This window comes from Gallibacterium sp. ZY190522, assembly GCF_054166015.1.
This window is the reverse complement of record NZ_CM135118.1, coordinates 2,162,755-2,179,361: the sequence shown is the minus strand read 5'-3', so window position 1 is coordinate 2,179,361 and position 16,607 is coordinate 2,162,755. Positions and strand designations below refer to the sequence as shown.

Below are 16,607 nucleotides of genomic sequence, written 5' to 3'. Positions count from 1 at the left end.
TATGGCAAGAACTGTTTTCTGCGAATATTTACAAAAAGAAGCCGAAGGATTGGATTTTCAACTCTATCCCGGTGAATTAGGAAAACGTATTTTCAACTCAATCAGCAAACAAGCTTGGTCAGAATGGCTCAAAAAACAGACAATGCTGGTAAATGAAAAAAAACTCAATATGATGAATCCGGAACATCGCAAATTGCTGGAACAGGAAATGGTGAATTTTTTATTTGAAGGCAAAGATGTTCATATCGAAGGTTATGTTCCCCCTTCAAAGTAAGCAAAAATGAAGATTAAACACTATTTTATTATGACCACAGTGGCTCTATTTTTAGCCGGCTGTGGTTCTTCTTATGATAGCGACAGCATTGATTACGATGATGCCTTTGCGAAAGATACTCGAGCATTGGATATTCTAACCGGTCAGTTCTCCCACAATATCGACCGAATTTGGGGAGTAAATGAATTGCTGGTCGCCAGCCGTAAAGATTACGTTAAATATACCGACAAATACTACACTCGTAGCCACGTCAGTTTTGATGAGGGTGTGATTACCATTGAATCACAAACCAGTTTGGCACGCTTAAAAAATGCCATTGTGCATACGTTATTGATGGGCTCAGATGCAAACGGTATCGACCTTTTTGCCGATGGTGATGTGCCGATCAGTTCCCGACCGTTCCTTCTCGGGCAGGTTATTGACCACAGAGGTGCCAACATTCCGAATGTTGCCGTTGCCTCTGATTTCGCCGATTATTTAATTAATAACAAGCTACAAAGTCGCCGTTTAAGCAACGGGCATATCGTGCAATTTGTCGTGATTCCAATGATTGCCAACCACGTTGCGATTCGTGCGCAAAAATATTTGCCGTTTATCCGCAAAGCTGCTCGTCATTACAACATTGATGAAAGCCTTATTCTCGGTATTATGCAGACAGAATCCAGTTTCAACCCTTATGCAATCAGTTATGCCAACGCAATGGGCTTGATGCAGGTGGTGCCTCACACTGCCGGACGTGATGTATTCCGAATGAAAGGGAAAAGCGGACTACCTTCTAAGAAATACCTATTCGATCCATTTAAAAATATCGATGCAGGCGTTTCTTATTTATGGCTACTACAAAATAAATATCTGGTGGGCATTACCGATCCGACTTCACGCCGCTTTGCCGTAATTTCCGCTTATAACGGTGGTGCCGGTGCTGTGTTACGTATTTTTGATGATGATAAAGATGTTGCAGTTAATAAGATTAATCGCTTATTACCTGAACAAGTTTATAGAATATTGACAACAAAACACCCATCAGCACAAGCAAGAAATTACCTAATTAAAGTGGATAAAGCGCAAAAAAGTTATCGAGTTATTCGTTAAAATCGGCTAATTTTTACGTTATTGCGTATTAATTTTGCACGTTTTGCATAGAAAAACGGCTAACGTGAGAAAAAAAGAAAATTTTTTCAAAATAGTGGTTGACTTGAAACACAAAAAAACGTTTAATACGCACCACTAAGACGTTGCCCAGATAGCTCAGTCGGTAGAGCAGGGGATTGAAAATCCCCGTGTCGGTGGTTCGATTCCGCCTCTGGGCACCACTATTCCTCCTTAGTTCAGTCGGTAGAACGGTGGACTGTTAATCCATATGTCGCTGGTTCAAGTCCAGCAGGAGGAGCCAAATTCCAAAAGGCTGTTACAATTCATGTTGTAACAGCCTTTAATTTTTATCAAATCAAGGCAAATTGATAACTTTCAAAAAATAACGAACAATGATATATTTTGCCTCCTGTTTTCCATCATATTTATCAATTAACGAGTAAAGGTTTCTCGCTGTTATGGTCAATTATGCGGATTTAGCACTTGCACTGGCAGGCGTTTGCCAATCAGCAAAATTAGTTCAACAACTCGCTCACCAAGGACAAACCAATGAACAGGAGCTGTTGGTTAGTTTACAAACATTACTAGTGACACAGCCAAAAGAAATCCTCGATATCTATGGCGGTAAACTGGAAAACCTGAAGTTAGGTTTAACCACACTACTTGAACAGCTTAATAATCAACAAGGGCGGTTAGATGCTGAATTAAGCCGCTACTGGCTCAGTTTGTTGGCATTGGAACATAAACTTAATGATAATGCCACTAACAAGCAGCAGCTTGCTGAAAGAGTCAAATATTTACCAACTCAGCTCTCTTTCCATGACGGATTGACCGAAAACTCAATGTTAGCTGTATTAGCAGGTATTTACACCGATCTTATCAGCCCCTTAGGCGCCAAGATTCAAGTAAAAGGGTTGCCCACTTATTTACAACAACCGGATATCCAAAACAAAATCCGAGCTTGTTTACTGGCCGGTATCCGCTCTGCTGTATTATGGCGGCAGCTCGGTGGTTCAAAATGGAAATTGCTCTTTTTCAGGAAGAAGCTGGTACAAGCTGCCCAACAACTCTATTCATCCCTTTAAATAACGGAGTGATTCAATGCAATTCAATGCTTTAACCGCACTTTCCCCACTTGACGGACGTTACCAAAGTAAAACCGACACACTACGTCCAATCTTTAGCGAATATGGTCTATTACGATTCAGAGTAACTGTTGAAGTCCGTTGGTTACAAAAATTATCTGAAACGACAGCAATTCAGGAAGTTCCTCTTTTATCAAAAAAAGCAATCGATTACTTAAACAATATTATTGCCAATTTTGATGTTCAGGATGCACAACGCATCAAAGAGATCGAAGCAACCACAAATCACGATGTGAAAGCGGTTGAATATTTCTTAAAAGAAAAATGCCAAGCCTTACCTGAACTCGCTGCAATCAGTGAGTTTATTCACTTCGCCTGTACTTCGGAAGACATTAACAATCTTTCTCACGCCTTAATGTTAAAAACTGCCAGAGAAGAATTTATTCTTCCGGAATGGAAAAAATTAATCAATGAAATCAGTAAATTAGCCGAAACCTATAAAACAATCCCTTTACTTTCCCGTACTCACGGACAACCAGCATCCCCAACAACAGTCGGAAAAGAAATGGTAAATGTGGCATACCGCTTACAACGTCAATACCAACAACTGCAAAAAGCAGAAATTTTAGGAAAAATTAACGGAGCCGTCGGTAATTATAATGCCCATCTGTCTGCCTATCCGAATATAGATTGGCACTTATTTAGCCAACAATTTGTACAAAGTTTAGGTATTGACTGGAACCCGTATACTACTCAAATCGAACCGCACGATTATATCGCCGAAATTTTTGATTGTATTGTTCGTTTCAACACGATTATCATTGATTTCAACCGTGATCTTTGGGGTTATATTGCCTTAAACCACTTCAAACAAAAAACTATTGCCGGCGAAATTGGATCTTCAACTATGCCACATAAAGTCAACCCAATTGACTTTGAAAATTCAGAAGGAAATCTTGGCATAGCGAATGCATTAATGACACATCTGGCACAAAAATTACCTATTTCTCGTTGGCAACGTGATCTCACCGATTCTACTGTATTACGCAACCTCGGCGTAGGATTAGGTTATTGTGCTATTGCTTATGCATCCACTCTCAAAGGTATCAGTAAATTGGAAGTGAATGAAGCTCATTTATTGGCTGAACTCAATCAGAACTGGGAAGTATTAGCAGAACCGATCCAAACCGTTATGCGCCGTTACGGCATTGAAAAACCATACGAAAAACTAAAAGAATTGACTCGTGGCAAACGTGTGGATCAACAAACAATGCAACAATTCATTGATGGTTTAGCCATTCCTGAAGAAGAAAAGGCTCGTTTAAAACAACTCACCCCGGCAACCTATATCGGTGCCGCAATACAATTAGTCGAAGCGTTTTAAACCGATAACCACAATAAAACCAAACTAGGATTAGTTTGGTTTTATTAGTATTGGAGGACTTGTCATAATAAAAAAGGATACGCTAGCCGTATCCTTTCTACTCTTTATTCTGTTTTAGCTCACTATTGCTCAATTAATGGCTAAGTTTATATGCCACTAAATCTTCAATAGTAACCACCGGATAGCCTTGAGCTAAAGCAAATTTAACAATTTCCGGTGCTCTTGCCATTGTGCCGTCATCATTGGTGATTTCACAAATCACACCGGCGCGTTTAAAACCTGCCATTTCGGCTAAATCCACAGAAGCCTCCGTGTGACCACGGCGACCTAAAACCCCTTTATCATTAGCACGTAATGGGAAAATATGTCCCGGACGATGTAAATCGCTCGGTTTAGCATTATCTGCCACCGCCGCTTTTACTGTGGTAACACGATCCTGAGCAGAAACACCGGTAGTCACGCCTTCTGCCGCCTCAATGGTGATGGTAAATGCGGTGCGATTAACACTAGTGTTATGTTCAACCATTGGCGGTAAATCAAGTTTTTTACACAATTCATCCGTAATGCAAAGGCACACAATACCGCTGCCATAACGAATTAATTTCGCCATCTGTTCTTTTGTAATCGTTTCCGCCGGATAGATCAAATCGCCTTCATTTTCACGATCTTCATCATCCAACACTAAAACGCCTTTGCCCTGTTTTAAAGCAGAAATTGCATTAAGAACACGTTGTTCCGGCGTACCGAATTGAGAAAGAATTGACTGATTCATAGTAATTTCCTTTGTTAATTTGATATTTTTCGCTACTAGAATCAGGGCTTGAGGGAAATACGGTAAGACACATTACAATAATGCGTTTTTAAACGTAATTAAAAAGCGAATTACATAAATAATACATAACTCACTTATTACAACAATACCGCGATTCTCTACCATCCAGACTGTTACTGTCGGCTTTGGATTTTCACCAAATCTGCTTGACTTCATAAAAAATATGAACGCTCGTGGGCTTACTTTCGTTTACCACCGGTGGGGAATTTCACCCCGCCCTGAGAATGCGAAAGAAAGTATAAAAGAAAAACAGATACTTGCCTAGTAAAATTCTATTTTTTCCCCTACAATTAACCAAGAAAAATTTAGTGGGGTACATATGTTAAATCCAAAAAAAATAGAAGAGATTATTCAACAAGTTCAGAACAATTTACCACAAGGCATTAAAGATATCGGTAGTGATGTTGAATCAAAATTAAAACAAGTTTTGCAGGCACAATTAGCTAAACTTGATGTAGTGACACGTGAAGAATTTGATGTACAAACTCAAGTTTTATTGCGTACTCGTGAAAAATTAACAGCTTTAGAGGCTAGAGTTGACGCCTTACTGCAACAACACAATGATGTTGAGCCAAAATAATCTTATCATTTTAATAAAACATAATAATTATTACTTAACTTTCTCTGTTAATGATAATTTGTATTATCTGTTAAAAAAGATAACAATAAATAAATCTGTTGTAGCGCATAAATTATTTCAGCGCTGAGTTTCAACTTTCTGATATTCTATTTATAAGGTGCAGAAAATGACTGATTTTCTTTATTTACAACAAAAACGCAAACAATTGGGAATGAAGGTTGCGGAAGTATGTGAAAAAGCACAAGTAACTCGCGCGTACTATAATCAACTCGTCGGTGGTAAAATTCAAAATCCGAGTGCAAAAAAATTAAATGCCATTCATCACGCTTTGCAGATCACCGATACCCCTAATAAACAAGTAGGTGTTATTTTTGGAAAATTTTATCCTGTTCATACCGGTCATATTAATATGATTTATGAAGCCTTCAGCAAGGTGGATGAATTACATATTGTAGTTTGCAGTGACACAGAGCGTGATTTAAAACTTTACTACGACAGTAAAATGAAGAAAATGCCAACTGTGCAGGATCGTTTACGTTGGATGCAACAGATCTTCAAATATCAACAGAAACAAATTTTTATTCATAATTTAATCGAAGATGGCATACCCGCCTATCCAAACGGATGGCCGGCTTGGTCAGGTCGTGTGAAAGCATTATTCAGCGATAAACATTTTAATCCAAGCGTGGTTTTCACCAGTGAACCGCAAGATAAAGAACCTTACGAAAAATATTTGCATTTAGATGTTGTGCTAGTTGATCCAGAACGTACATTTTTTAATGTTTCTGCAACCAAAATCCGCACCCATCCATTCCAATACTGGAAATTTATCCCGAAAGAAGTGCGTCCATTCTTTGCCAAAACTATCGCTATTTTAGGCGGAGAAAGTAGTGGTAAGACTGTTCTAGTGAATAAGTTATCTGCTGTTTTCAATACAACTTCTGCTTGGGAATATGGTAGAGAATTTGTTTTTGAAAAGCTGGGTGGTAATGAACAGGCTATGCAATATTCAGACTATCCACTAATGGCGCTTGGCCATCAACATTATGTCGATTACGCATTACGCCACGCCAATAAAATTGCTTTTATTGATACTGATTTTATTACTACACAAGCTTTTTGTATTCAGTACGAAGGTAAAGCGCATCCATTCTTAGATTCAATGATTAAAGAGTATCCTTTTGATGTTACTATTTTATTAAATAATAATACAAAATGGGTCGATGACGGTATGCGTAGCTTAGGCACTCAACAACAACGCCAACGTTTTCAACAGCTATTAAAGAAATTATTGGAAAAATACAACGTCCCTTATATTGAAATTGAATCTCCTAGCTATTTAGAACGTTATGCTCAGGTAAAACAAATTGTGGAACGCATCTTAAATGACGAATCAGTTTATGATTCCGTTGAGTACAAGGAGAAATAGAGCTTAATGTTGTTATTCGCTGGTGATCCCCACGGTTCATTTGAACATCTTTATCCATTTATTCAGGGTAATCAATCTGTGTCATTGATTATCTTGGGTGATCTTCAACTTACTGACTGTCGAGAGCTAGATAAACTAGCACATTATTGCGACCTCTGGTTTATTCACGGTAATCACGATAGTAAAACACCAGCAGCATTTAAAGCGATTTGGGATAGCGAATGGAAAAGTAGGAATCTACACGGTCGAGTGGTAGAAATTGAAGGAGTTAAAGTTGCTGGGTTAGGTGGTGTTTTCCGAGGTCAGATCTGGATGCCACCAAATAAACCACTATTTTTTGATCCAATCCACTATTGCCAATATTGTTCACAAGAAAAAATTTGGCAAGGTGGTTTACCGTTACGTCATCGTACTTCCATCTTTCCTTCCGATTTTGAATTATTGGAACAGCAAACAGCGGATATCCTTATTTGTCACGAAGCGCCAAAACCTCATCCCTCTGGTTTTTCTGTTATTAATCAACTTGCAGAAAAAATGGGGGTGAAAAAAATTTTTCACGGTCATCACCACGATAATTTTAATTACACGGCACTTAAAACCCGCCCTCGTCCATATCAAATTTTTAATATTGGCTTTCGCAGTTTAAGTGATATAGAGGGGGAATATTTATTGATTGGAGTAGATGATAGGGAAAAATAGTGCTTGTATTTGCCGCAAATTATCACACAAGCACGGTTTATTACTTTTTACTTAATATGACCTTGATCGAGGTGAACCACATCAATTTGCTTATTCGGCTTTACTTCAAAAGCTTGCCCAAAACCTTTTACAAATAACCCTTGTTGCGGAATTAAGTGAAACAGCGAAAAATCTTGAAATTTCGCCAATTCCGACATAACGTTGCCATGCCGTTGTTGTAATAATTGTGTTCCTACTATCCATTTTTCACTGTCTTTAACAACTTCCTCAACTTTCGCCATTGCACTAAAACGACAACGGGCAAAAAATTACAGATCGCAGCATCCAGTTAAACTATAGTCTTAATCCTGACTCCAAATATATCGATACCCAATTTACACTCTATCACAACAACACAAAAGAGCTAGAAGATCAAATAGATAATTATCTCCATGACGCAACAAAATTCTCGACTTGGGGCTTTAACCTACAAAACAGCAGTGCATTTGATTACATCACATTAACCTATGGAATTGATTATTATCAGGATAAAGCAAAAACATTTCGACAAACCAATCAAACGGAAGCCGGTTTATTCCGCCCTAATAGCTATAATGCTCAATCAGATGTAGTTGGCACTTATTTATTAAGCTATATTCCAATATTTAATGATAAATTAGTACTATCACCAAGTATTCGTTATGACAATTATCGAAGCAAAGAAAAAAGCCAAGGAAATTATTCGGAACATCGCTGGTCTCCTTCTTTAACGTTGTTATGGAAAGCTACAGATTGGTTAGATCTTTCCGCACGTTATAATGAAGCATTCAGAGCTCCTTCATTACAAGAAAAATTTACTTCCAGAAACCATTTTGGCTATAGCAGTCGTAGTCGAGCAACCTCAAATAAATTTGTCTCTAATCCTAATTTGAAACCTGAGGTTGCAAAAAATAAAGAAATTTCAGCATATTTTCATTTTAATAATTTAATCACACAAAATGATAAAGCGGAATTAACCACCACCTTTTTCCAAAATGATGTGAAAAATCTCATTAATCTCGAAACCTACTATTCGCATCCGAATAGTGCTTTTAATCTTATGCCGAATCTTTCGCAATATCGTAATATTGCAGACGCTCGTTTGCGTGGGTTTGAAATAGAAGGCAAATACAGCATAGACAATCTTTCTTTTGCATTCAGTTATGGTCAAACACACGGTAAAAATAAAAATAGTGGGGAATATTTAGAAAACATCAACGCTGATAAATATTCAGCCTCTATTGATTATGCTTTACTCGCAAACGCACTCAAGCTAGGGGTAAGAATCAGTTACTATGCTAAACAAGGTCGTGTTCCTCAAGGATCGCCTTCTTACCCGAGTTATACACTAACGGATTTAACGGCAAGTTTTTCACCGTTATCAGGCAGTTTAAAAAATATCCGTATTGATTTAGCCATTGATAATTTGTTTGATAAACGCTATTTACCGGCATTTAACTCAATGGAAGGAACCGGTCGCAATGTGAAGATTGGTGTAAGTTACTACTTCTAAATGTCATTAAAAAAGGAACGAGTGTTCAATCTCTCGTTCCCATTCCAACGTGATCTATTTCAATTTCACTTCATCAAGCCATTTCTTTATTAAACGTTTACCTTCTTCATCCGAACCGAAACGATCAAAATCAAAATTAATTAAATGTAATTTCTTTGGATCAGCTGAATTTGGAGAAGCTTCTGCGTAAATATTAGTTGGAATTTGATACATTTTTTCCTTACGCCACGGTATTTCCTGTGCTTCTGCACTCAATGCCCAATCCATAAATAATTTAGCATTTTTTAAATTACGTGCGCCTTTGATAATACTGATACCACCTAAAGAATAACTATCCCCTTCACAAGGTAAAATTGCTTTAACCGGTGCGCCTTTTTCTTTTTCAGTCTCATAGCCATGAATAAAACCGACAGTTACCGCAGCATCACCTCGCGAAAGATTGGTTTTTTCTGTTCCACTTTGAGCATAATTTGAAATATTTTTATGCAAAGCTTTCAAATAACGGAATGCTTCATCTTCACCAAATAACTGTACCAATGTTGCAATAAAAGTATAACCCGTACCGGAACTTCTCGGATCCGGCATTTGTACTTGCTCTTTAAACTTCGGATCAATCAAATCTTTCCAACACTTCGGATACTCTTTAATCCCTAATTGCTTAAATTTTTCCGTATTTACTCCCATTCCTAGCACAATCATATAGCCAATTGAAGTATATTCACCGTGCTTATCCAATAATGATTTCAATTGAGGAATAGTTTCTGCCTGCTTGGGGGAACGATAAGGATAAAGTAACCCTAAATCTGCAGCTTGGAAATGTGGTTCAAGCGTACCTCCATACCAAATATCACCTTGTGGTTTTGTTTTTTCTGCTTTAATTTTAGATAAAGTTGAACCAGTACTGTTACGTACAAATTTCGCATCAACATTATATTTTTCACTAAAAATCTGTGTCATTCTTTCACAAACCCGATATTGAACACTACAGTAAATAGTAAGTTGACCTTCAGCTTTTGCCTGATGAACTGGCATAAACATTACCAATAAACCAGAAAAAATCAGGGTTTTTAATAACATATTTTTAATAAATTTTTGTTGAGAATAATAAATTTGCATAAACACTTCCTTGAAATTGATAAAGAGACTAACTGAGGAGAAATAAAATAGAAGATTCCAATATCAAATTGAAATATATAAAGAAATTTCGCATTAGTTCCCTACGTCAGTATTAGCTGAATCAGGTTAACGGGTATTTTCTCAGCCTCAAAGCACCCCGACTAATTCTCGATAAGTATAAAGTTTGTTAAACTTTTATGTCAAATAAATTCCTTCACAAAAATAAGGCACACCGAAGTGTACCCTATCAAGTTTATGTGGGGTAATTATTAAATCTTAGTGATTTTTGCCGGTAATCCTTGTCGCACCGCTGAACCACAAACCCAATCAACCCAAGGTGAAGCGATCTGTTTGGTATCATCAATCAAGCCAAGGTCATTAATATTAATGCCTCGCTTAATGCGCTCATCGCCAGCAATCACCTTGCCATCAATTTCATAACCGGTTGCGCCAAGTTGTTTATGTCCATAACCGTGCTCAATCGCGATTGTACCCGACATCACGCCGTCAATAACCATTACTTGCACATTCACTTTGCCGCCAGGTGTCACCAATTCCACCAAATCACCGTGAGCAATTTTAAATTTAACCGCATCTTGTCTGTTCATTGCCACAATACCACTTGGTTTAATGCTATGAAGACGTAACAATGACGCAGTAATGCTGCTCATCAAATTAGATTTAAACGACATCAAAGCAAACGGCCATTCCGCTTTCGGATAACGACTTTCAACGGCACTGTTATCCGCAAATTGTGGTGCAAAATATTTCGGGCAACCGTGATAATGCTCACCGTTTTGATGATTTTTCGCTTTTGCCACCGTAGGATTCCACACCTGCAAGCACGCTTTCCATTTTGCTGTCATATTTTCACCGTCCCACGCACTGTTAAACGGCGCAAAACGTCCGCCTTTACAGAAAACGGTCGCGGCTTTCAACACTTCTTCCGGTTTTAAGGTTTTATTAAGCAACGGCATAATGCGTTCAACACCGGACAATAAACGATCTTCCTGTGTCGCATCATTCACCGGCTGTTTACCGTCAAAAGCGATGTTGGCGGCAGCACGTAAGAAATAATCTTCACTGCAGTTTAATGGATAAGTCTGCTGCTGATTATCGCTGATGGCATTCTCACCAAATCCCGGCAAGCCCATTGCCTTAGCAACGTGAATAATAAAACTTTCCATACAGATAGTTTCGCCATAGGCATTCTTAGCATTTGCAGATTGAATAACCGGCCAACGTGCTGTGCTAGTTTTAGTCGGCACCCCTGCCCACGGCGTACTGAAACCCCAGCTTTCAAAGTTATGTGTATCAGGCACAACATAGTCCGCCAACGCAGTGGTTTCATTCATAAAAGCGTCCACAGCAATAAATAACGGCAACACTTTCGGATCACGTAACTTCTCTTCAGCAATATGATGAATACCAGTTAAACCATATAATGGATTGGTCATATGACTAATCCACGCTTTTAATGAATAAGGATAACCTTGCAAGGCGGAAGTAATCATTTCCGACATTTGACCGCCAACAAAGGGATACCAGGCTGCACGTGCAGGATAAGGTGAACCTTGAGCCGCTTTGCGTTTAAACTCACTTGATTTTTCATACGCACGTTTACTGCGCGCTAAATTGGTGCCTTTTGGTTTCACCATATCCGGGAAAGTCGCTAGATTGTAACGAGGACCGGGCGCAAAATCTTTGAATTTACCGCCGCTGACACTCATTCCGCCTTTCTTGTTCATATTACCAATCATCACATTGAGCAATAAAATCGCCCACGCGGTATAAAAACCATTGCTTTGCATTGTGCCGCCGTGAGTAATGGCAACCGCTTTATGTCCGTGTGAAGTAAATTCTTTTGCCAAAGCTTCGATTGTTGCCACCGGCACTCCGCACAAAACTGCATACTCTTGCAATGTATGTTCAAAGCAAGACTCTTTTAATAGAGTCAAGGCAAACTTCACTGCCACAGCAGAGCCATCTTTTAAGATAACGGTTTCATCCACCCAAATTTGCGCTTTTGCGGACGATTTAGCGGCAACAAATTGAGCATCTTCCGCATTTTTGACTAAATCATAATTTTCTACCACTTTATCTTCCACATCCGGTGCAACATCAAACAGATCCTGTTCTGTCAATGCTTGACCAAAGCGTGGGTGTTGTGGTTCAACGTTGACATCCTCCCCGCCCTAAAGGACGGGGATTCCTACCAGCTTCCACGCCTTGCGTGCCTTGCGTGGGCTACTCTCGGTGGGTTCTTGCTGCTGACCTCTAACGAGGTTCACTTCACAAGCGCTACGGCGATGTCCTCGCCTGCTTTTCATTATGCCTGAACGATTGCTCGCCCACGCGCTAAAACATTCATCGCACCAACCACGTCCGCATTTTCTGTGTAGCCACACTCTACGCATTCAAAATGTGCTTGCGTTTGGCGATTTTCTTTTGAGATATGACCACAACAAGGGCAAGTCCGACTGCTGTTTTGCGGCGGAACGGCAACCAAAAATCCGCCTTGCCATTGGGTTTTGTAGTCCAACTGACGGCGAAATTCAAACCACGATTGGTCGAGAATGGCTCGATTTAATCCTGATTTTGCGGCTACATTCTTGCCGTGTTGCTCTGCTGTGCCTTTGGCGGATTTCGACATATTTGCCACTTGCAAATCTTCAATGTAAATCATTGCGTGGTTTTTGCTGATGTGCGTTGAGATTTTGTGCAAAAAGTCTTTGCGACAATTAGCGATTTTATGATGCAATTGGCCGATTTTTGCCTTTAATTTCTGCCAATTTCGGCTAAATTTGACCTTGTTTTTCAGTTGGCGTTGAAGTTTCGCTAGTTTTCCTTTGAAAGTTTTAAAGACATTCAACGGCACAAAAAATTCACCGTTTGAAAGTGTGGCAAATCGTGCCACGCCCATATCAATACCAATTTCACCGCCGTTGTGTATTGGAATTTGATATTCAAACTCAGTCTGAATACTGACAAAAAAGCGTCCACATTTCTGGCTGACAGTGACATTTTTGATTTCACCTATGACCTCACGACTGTTACGGTAACGGACCCAGCCGATTTTGGGTAGCCAAATGCGGTTATTGTTCTGTTCCAACTTGCAACCTTGTGGAAAACGAAAGCTCTCTTTGACGCCTTTTTTCTTGAATTTTGGGAAATCTGCACGCTGTTGAAAGAAGTTTTTAAACGCATTTTCAAGGTCTTTTAACGACTGTTGCAGCACTTGCGAATGACATTCTTTGAGCCAAATTAGCTCTTTCTTCCATTGCGGAAGTAAGTTGGCAATTTTACTGTAGCTGAATTTTTGATTATTATCTTGTTGATATTGCTCATTTTGCCACGCCAATGCCCGATTAAACACAAAACGACAACAGCCACAAAATTGCTTGATTTTGCGACTTTGTTCGCCGTTGGGCATTATCTCGAACTTAAAAGCTTTGCGGAGTAACATACAAAAATAGGAGTGTAAAAATGGTGCTATTTTATATTGTTATTGATTTTTCGCCAACATCGACAACAACAAACGCCAGATTCGCTTGTGCCTTATATCTCCGCCCTGAAGGGCAGAGTTTTACGGCACTGTTTGATAAATAAATGGGAGGCATTACAATAACTTGCTGCACCTGCCTGCTGCATTGCAAATTGGCTCGGTAATGATAAGTAATCTGCATTAAAGCGTTCATTTTCAATAATCCAACGCAACATTGCCAATGCCAACGCTAAATCACCGCCCGATAAAACCGGCACCCAACGATTGTTTTGCGTAGCGTGTGTTGACGTTAATTCCAATCGAGGCGCAACCACCACATAATCAAAATTATCTCCCGCACGTTTTTTCGCTAATTGACGTGCCTGACGTTTGAACGGGTTGCCTGACTGTGCCGGTGAAGTTCCCATAAAGAGAATAAATTCACAATTATCCCAATCCGGTTTTGCGTGTGAATTTTTATCCAAATCATTCATCACCGCACCGGAACCAGCACGATAGGACAAACCGCAATAAGAGCCGTGAGAAGCAAAATTAATAGTGCCGAAACTGTTATTCGCAAAACGTTGCAATAACGGCTGTCTACCCTCCGGACCGGCAAAAGTCACGAAAAGCTGGTTCGCTTTCGGGCCAAAATCCGGATTTTCTGCATCTACTGGAGTTTTCAAATCACGGATTGCTTTTAAGCCATCAATATGACCTTCACCAAACAGATCACCCCCATTCACCACTTCTTCAATTAATTGTTCAAAGCTAATGGTTTTCCATTTACCTTCGCCACGTTTACCCACACGTTTTAATGGTTGCGTAATGCGATAAGGGCTGTTTACTCCTTCCATAAACGCCGCACCACGCGCACACGCGGTGGAACGATTTTCCAAACCGTTTTCGCCTGCTACACTTAATTCTGCTTGTTGTAACGAGGTGTTGTAATTCAAATATTCATCGGCAGAAAGCGGATGATACGGATTACCACTGATGCGAATAACTTTATTTTGTTTCAAATCCACTCTGGCACGCAAACCGCAAAGTGTCCAACATCCCATACATTGAGTATTACACACAACTTGATCAGAATTCGGCATCACTTTATTATTCTCAACCTTATATTCCGGTGCGAGTGAATTACCGTGAATGTTATGTTTAGTTTTTTCACCGGAAGAACCTGTGAAAACGCCATTAGCAATTTCTTTCACTTTTGGTGAATAACCGGCTACAAAAGCAGCAGCACCACCAACAGCCAAACCACCTTTAAGTAAATTACGACGTTTATTATCCATTACGCTGCTCCTTATTAATGAATCCGAATAATTGCCACAAAATCACACTTACAGTCACCCATAAACCGGCTACCGAAAGCATTCCTAATCCGCCGTCAACGCCCCAATTAAACTGATATGAGTTCATTAATACGTTATATTTTGCGACAGTTTGCACTTCAAGTAATAGCACCCAACGAACCATTGCGGTTAAGATAAGTGAAGCAATTAATAACAGACATTGCATTGTTTTTGCTTGTGTGGTGAACAGTGCCAATAATAAAGTTAATCCCCAAATAATAGCAGTGAATGCAACCGCCGGACGAGCTTGCCACAAAATGGATAAATCCAAGGCAGTTTCTGATGAGCGATAATAAATAGCACCAACGGTTGTGGCTAATAACAGCAAACAAGCAATCACTAATGGTTTCATTAGCACTTTATTATTTGTACCGTTAATCATAGAAACCGCAAAATGTATCAACAGAATTGCGCTCGGTAACGCACTGAAAATAATCAATGGAATGAGCCAAGGTTGATGCCACAACGGACGCGCAACAACGTTATATACTTCCATTGAAGTATAAAGCAGAATTAAGATACTACTGATGATAGTTAAAATTCTAAAAATCCAACACCAAAGTGCGTTATTTAAATTGCCGACATAAAGCAATACCAACCATTTTTGTGTTGGACGTTGCGGTAATTGACGCAATAAAAACAGAATATAACCAACCAAACTCAACATAAAAATTGGTAGGAAAATTGAGCCCCACGCCATCCACGACCAATTAGCCAAATAAACATAAAAATGCCACACTCTTCCCGGCTGATGTAAATCCGCAGTTAGCGCAATCGGTGCAACAATGGCAAAGCTTAATGCTACTAACAACGCTATCAATTCCGACTTAGGCTGATAAGGTTTAACAAAAAAGCGAATACAAAGTGCGACAATAATGGCACATAATGCCAAGCCGATATAGAAGAAATAACTTACTGCCCAAGGTAGCCACGCAATAGCTTGCGGTTCAACTAAAACTTCGCGAATCATCATTATTCCCCCTTACCCTGCCAAAGCATAGGTTGTCCCTGTACACGGCTTACAAACGCATCATCAAGCCCTAAATAGAAAACGTGCGGCTGTGTTCCTGCTTCAGGTTTCAACACTTTTAATTGATCTTTATGACTATTAAACAGTTTTCTGATTTGGCTGTTCGGATCGGCAAGATCACCAATAATTCGTGCTCCACCAACACAACTTTCCACGCACGCCGGTAATAAACCTGCCTCCAAACGGTGCGCACAAAAGGTGCATTTATCTGCTGTTTTAGTTTCTTCATTAATAAAACGGGCATCATAAGGGCAAGCTTGAACACAATAAGCACAACCGACACAACGTTCATTATCAATAACGACAACGCCATCTTTTTGTTGATAAGTTGCCTGCACTGGGCAAACTGGCACGCACGGCGGATTATCGCAATGGTTGCATAATCGTGGTAATAACACGTTGTTTACTGTCTGCTTACCATCGGTAATTTCATATTGACGTACCGTTGTACGAAATTCGCCTATCGGTGTTTGATTTTCTATATTGCAGCTGACGGTACAAGATTGACAACCGATACAACGGCGTAAATCAATAATCATCGCATAACGGTGCTGTTGATCACCGCCACGTCTAGGTGGCTGAAATGCAATACTTTCAAGCGGAATCAAACTTGCGCCGAAAGTGAGTGCGGTCAGCGATTTAAGTGCTGTTCGTTTAACACTATCCATAATTTCCCCACTATTGTCGTTTTGTGCTATTGTTGGTTCTATCGT

14 protein-coding genes, 2 tRNA genes, 2 pseudogenes and 2 riboswitches are annotated in these 16,607 nt (G+C 39.5%); of the genes and pseudogenes, 10 read left to right on the top strand and 8 right to left on the bottom strand.

What is annotated here, in order from left to right:
• Position 1 precedes the first annotated feature (1 nt).
• The 6 genes from ACXPAV_RS10505 (at position 2) to purB (ending at position 3,835) form a co-directional block, all read left to right on the top strand.
• Positions 2–274 (top strand): oxidative damage protection protein, encoded by a 273-nt coding sequence (locus ACXPAV_RS10505; protein WP_013746080.1) that lies wholly within the window; start codon positions 2–4, stop codon positions 272–274.
• A gap of 12 nt (positions 275–286) precedes the next feature.
• Positions 287–1,366: a membrane-bound lytic murein transglycosylase MltC gene (mltC, locus tag ACXPAV_RS10500; protein ID WP_039084176.1), complete on the top strand. Its 1,080-nt coding sequence runs from the start codon at positions 287–289 to the stop codon at positions 1,364–1,366.
• 145 nt (positions 1,367–1,511) lie between these two features.
• A tRNA-Phe gene (locus ACXPAV_RS10495) sits at positions 1,512–1,587 on the top strand.
• Positions 1,588–1,591: 4 nt separating this feature from the next.
• A tRNA-Asn gene (locus ACXPAV_RS10490) sits at positions 1,592–1,667 on the top strand.
• A 157-nt stretch (positions 1,668–1,824) separates the two neighbouring features.
• Positions 1,825–2,451, top strand: a complete 627-nt coding sequence (hflD, locus tag ACXPAV_RS10485; RefSeq protein ID WP_039134832.1) for a high frequency lysogenization protein HflD — start codon at positions 1,825–1,827, stop codon at positions 2,449–2,451.
• Between the two features lie 16 nt (positions 2,452–2,467).
• Positions 2,468–3,835 (top strand): adenylosuccinate lyase, encoded by a 1,368-nt coding sequence (gene purB / locus ACXPAV_RS10480; RefSeq protein WP_335801321.1) that lies wholly within the window; start codon positions 2,468–2,470, stop codon positions 3,833–3,835.
• Between the two features lie 133 nt (positions 3,836–3,968).
• Here the strand turns inward: purB and ribB are convergent, their stop codons facing one another.
• On the bottom strand, positions 3,969–4,607 hold the full coding sequence (gene ribB / locus ACXPAV_RS10475; RefSeq protein ID WP_013746072.1) for a 3,4-dihydroxy-2-butanone-4-phosphate synthase: 639 nt from the start codon (positions 4,605–4,607) through the stop codon (positions 3,969–3,971).
• A gap of 149 nt (positions 4,608–4,756) precedes the next feature.
• Positions 4,757–4,897, bottom strand: a riboswitch (FMN riboswitch).
• 89 nt (positions 4,898–4,986) lie between these two features.
• On the opposite strand from ribB, the gene ubiK reads away from it, so the two are divergent.
• The 3 genes from ubiK to ACXPAV_RS10460 all read left to right on the top strand — a co-directional run bounded on the left by ubiK (position 4,987) and on the right by ACXPAV_RS10460 (position 7,375).
• A complete protein-coding gene (ubiK, locus tag ACXPAV_RS10470) occupies positions 4,987–5,247 on the top strand; it encodes a ubiquinone biosynthesis accessory factor UbiK (protein WP_039134815.1) in 261 nt (86 codons plus the stop codon).
• A 166-nt stretch (positions 5,248–5,413) separates the two neighbouring features.
• A complete protein-coding gene (gene nadR, locus ACXPAV_RS10465) occupies positions 5,414–6,676 on the top strand; it encodes a multifunctional transcriptional regulator/nicotinamide-nucleotide adenylyltransferase/ribosylnicotinamide kinase NadR (RefSeq protein WP_458003426.1) in 1,263 nt (420 codons plus the stop codon).
• Between the two features lie 6 nt (positions 6,677–6,682).
• Positions 6,683–7,375, top strand: coding sequence for a metallophosphoesterase family protein (locus tag ACXPAV_RS10460; protein ID WP_458003425.1), 693 nt, complete (start codon positions 6,683–6,685; stop codon positions 7,373–7,375).
• Positions 7,376–7,422: 47 nt separating this feature from the next.
• Here ACXPAV_RS10460 and ACXPAV_RS10455 read toward each other — a convergent pair whose 3' ends face one another.
• Positions 7,423–7,656: a heme iron utilization protein gene (locus ACXPAV_RS10455; RefSeq protein WP_458003424.1), complete on the bottom strand. Its 234-nt coding sequence runs from the start codon at positions 7,654–7,656 to the stop codon at positions 7,423–7,425.
• Positions 7,657–7,682: 26 nt separating this feature from the next.
• Here ACXPAV_RS10455 and ACXPAV_RS10450 point away from each other — a divergent pair, with 26 nt between their 5' ends.
• Positions 7,683–8,906 (top strand): TonB-dependent receptor domain-containing protein, encoded by a 1,224-nt coding sequence (locus tag ACXPAV_RS10450; protein WP_458004425.1) that lies wholly within the window; start codon positions 7,683–7,685, stop codon positions 8,904–8,906.
• 54 nt (positions 8,907–8,960) lie between these two features.
• Here the strand turns inward: ACXPAV_RS10450 and ACXPAV_RS10445 are convergent, their stop codons facing one another.
• The 6 genes and pseudogenes from ACXPAV_RS10445 to ttrB all read right to left on the bottom strand — a co-directional run bounded on the left by ACXPAV_RS10445 (position 8,961) and on the right by ttrB (position 16,562).
• Complete coding sequence (locus ACXPAV_RS10445) at positions 8,961–9,983, bottom strand: ABC transporter substrate-binding protein (RefSeq protein ID WP_458004424.1); 1,023 nt, start codon at positions 9,981–9,983, stop codon at positions 8,961–8,963.
• Positions 9,984–10,103: 120 nt separating this feature from the next.
• A riboswitch (TPP riboswitch) is annotated at positions 10,104–10,192 on the bottom strand.
• Between the two features lie 99 nt (positions 10,193–10,291).
• A pseudogene (locus ACXPAV_RS10440) lies at positions 10,292–12,070 on the bottom strand (molybdopterin dinucleotide binding domain-containing protein); the annotation flags it as partial.
• 281 nt (positions 12,071–12,351) lie between these two features.
• Positions 12,352–13,488, bottom strand: a complete 1,137-nt coding sequence (locus ACXPAV_RS10435) for an RNA-guided endonuclease InsQ/TnpB family protein (RefSeq protein WP_458003423.1) — start codon at positions 13,486–13,488, stop codon at positions 12,352–12,354.
• A gap of 134 nt (positions 13,489–13,622) precedes the next feature.
• Positions 13,623–14,804, bottom strand: a pseudogene (locus tag ACXPAV_RS10430) (molybdopterin-dependent oxidoreductase); the annotation flags it as partial.
• Positions 14,797–15,837, bottom strand: a complete 1,041-nt coding sequence (gene nrfD / locus ACXPAV_RS10425; protein ID WP_458003422.1) for an NrfD/PsrC family molybdoenzyme membrane anchor subunit — start codon at positions 15,835–15,837, stop codon at positions 14,797–14,799. The gene nrfD and the pseudogene ACXPAV_RS10430, both read right to left, overlap by 8 nt.
• Positions 15,837–16,562, bottom strand: a complete 726-nt coding sequence (ttrB, locus tag ACXPAV_RS10420; protein WP_458003421.1) for a tetrathionate reductase subunit TtrB — start codon at positions 16,560–16,562, stop codon at positions 15,837–15,839. Before ttrB ends, nrfD begins: the two co-directional genes overlap by 1 nt.
• Positions 16,563–16,607: the final 45 nt, after the last annotated feature.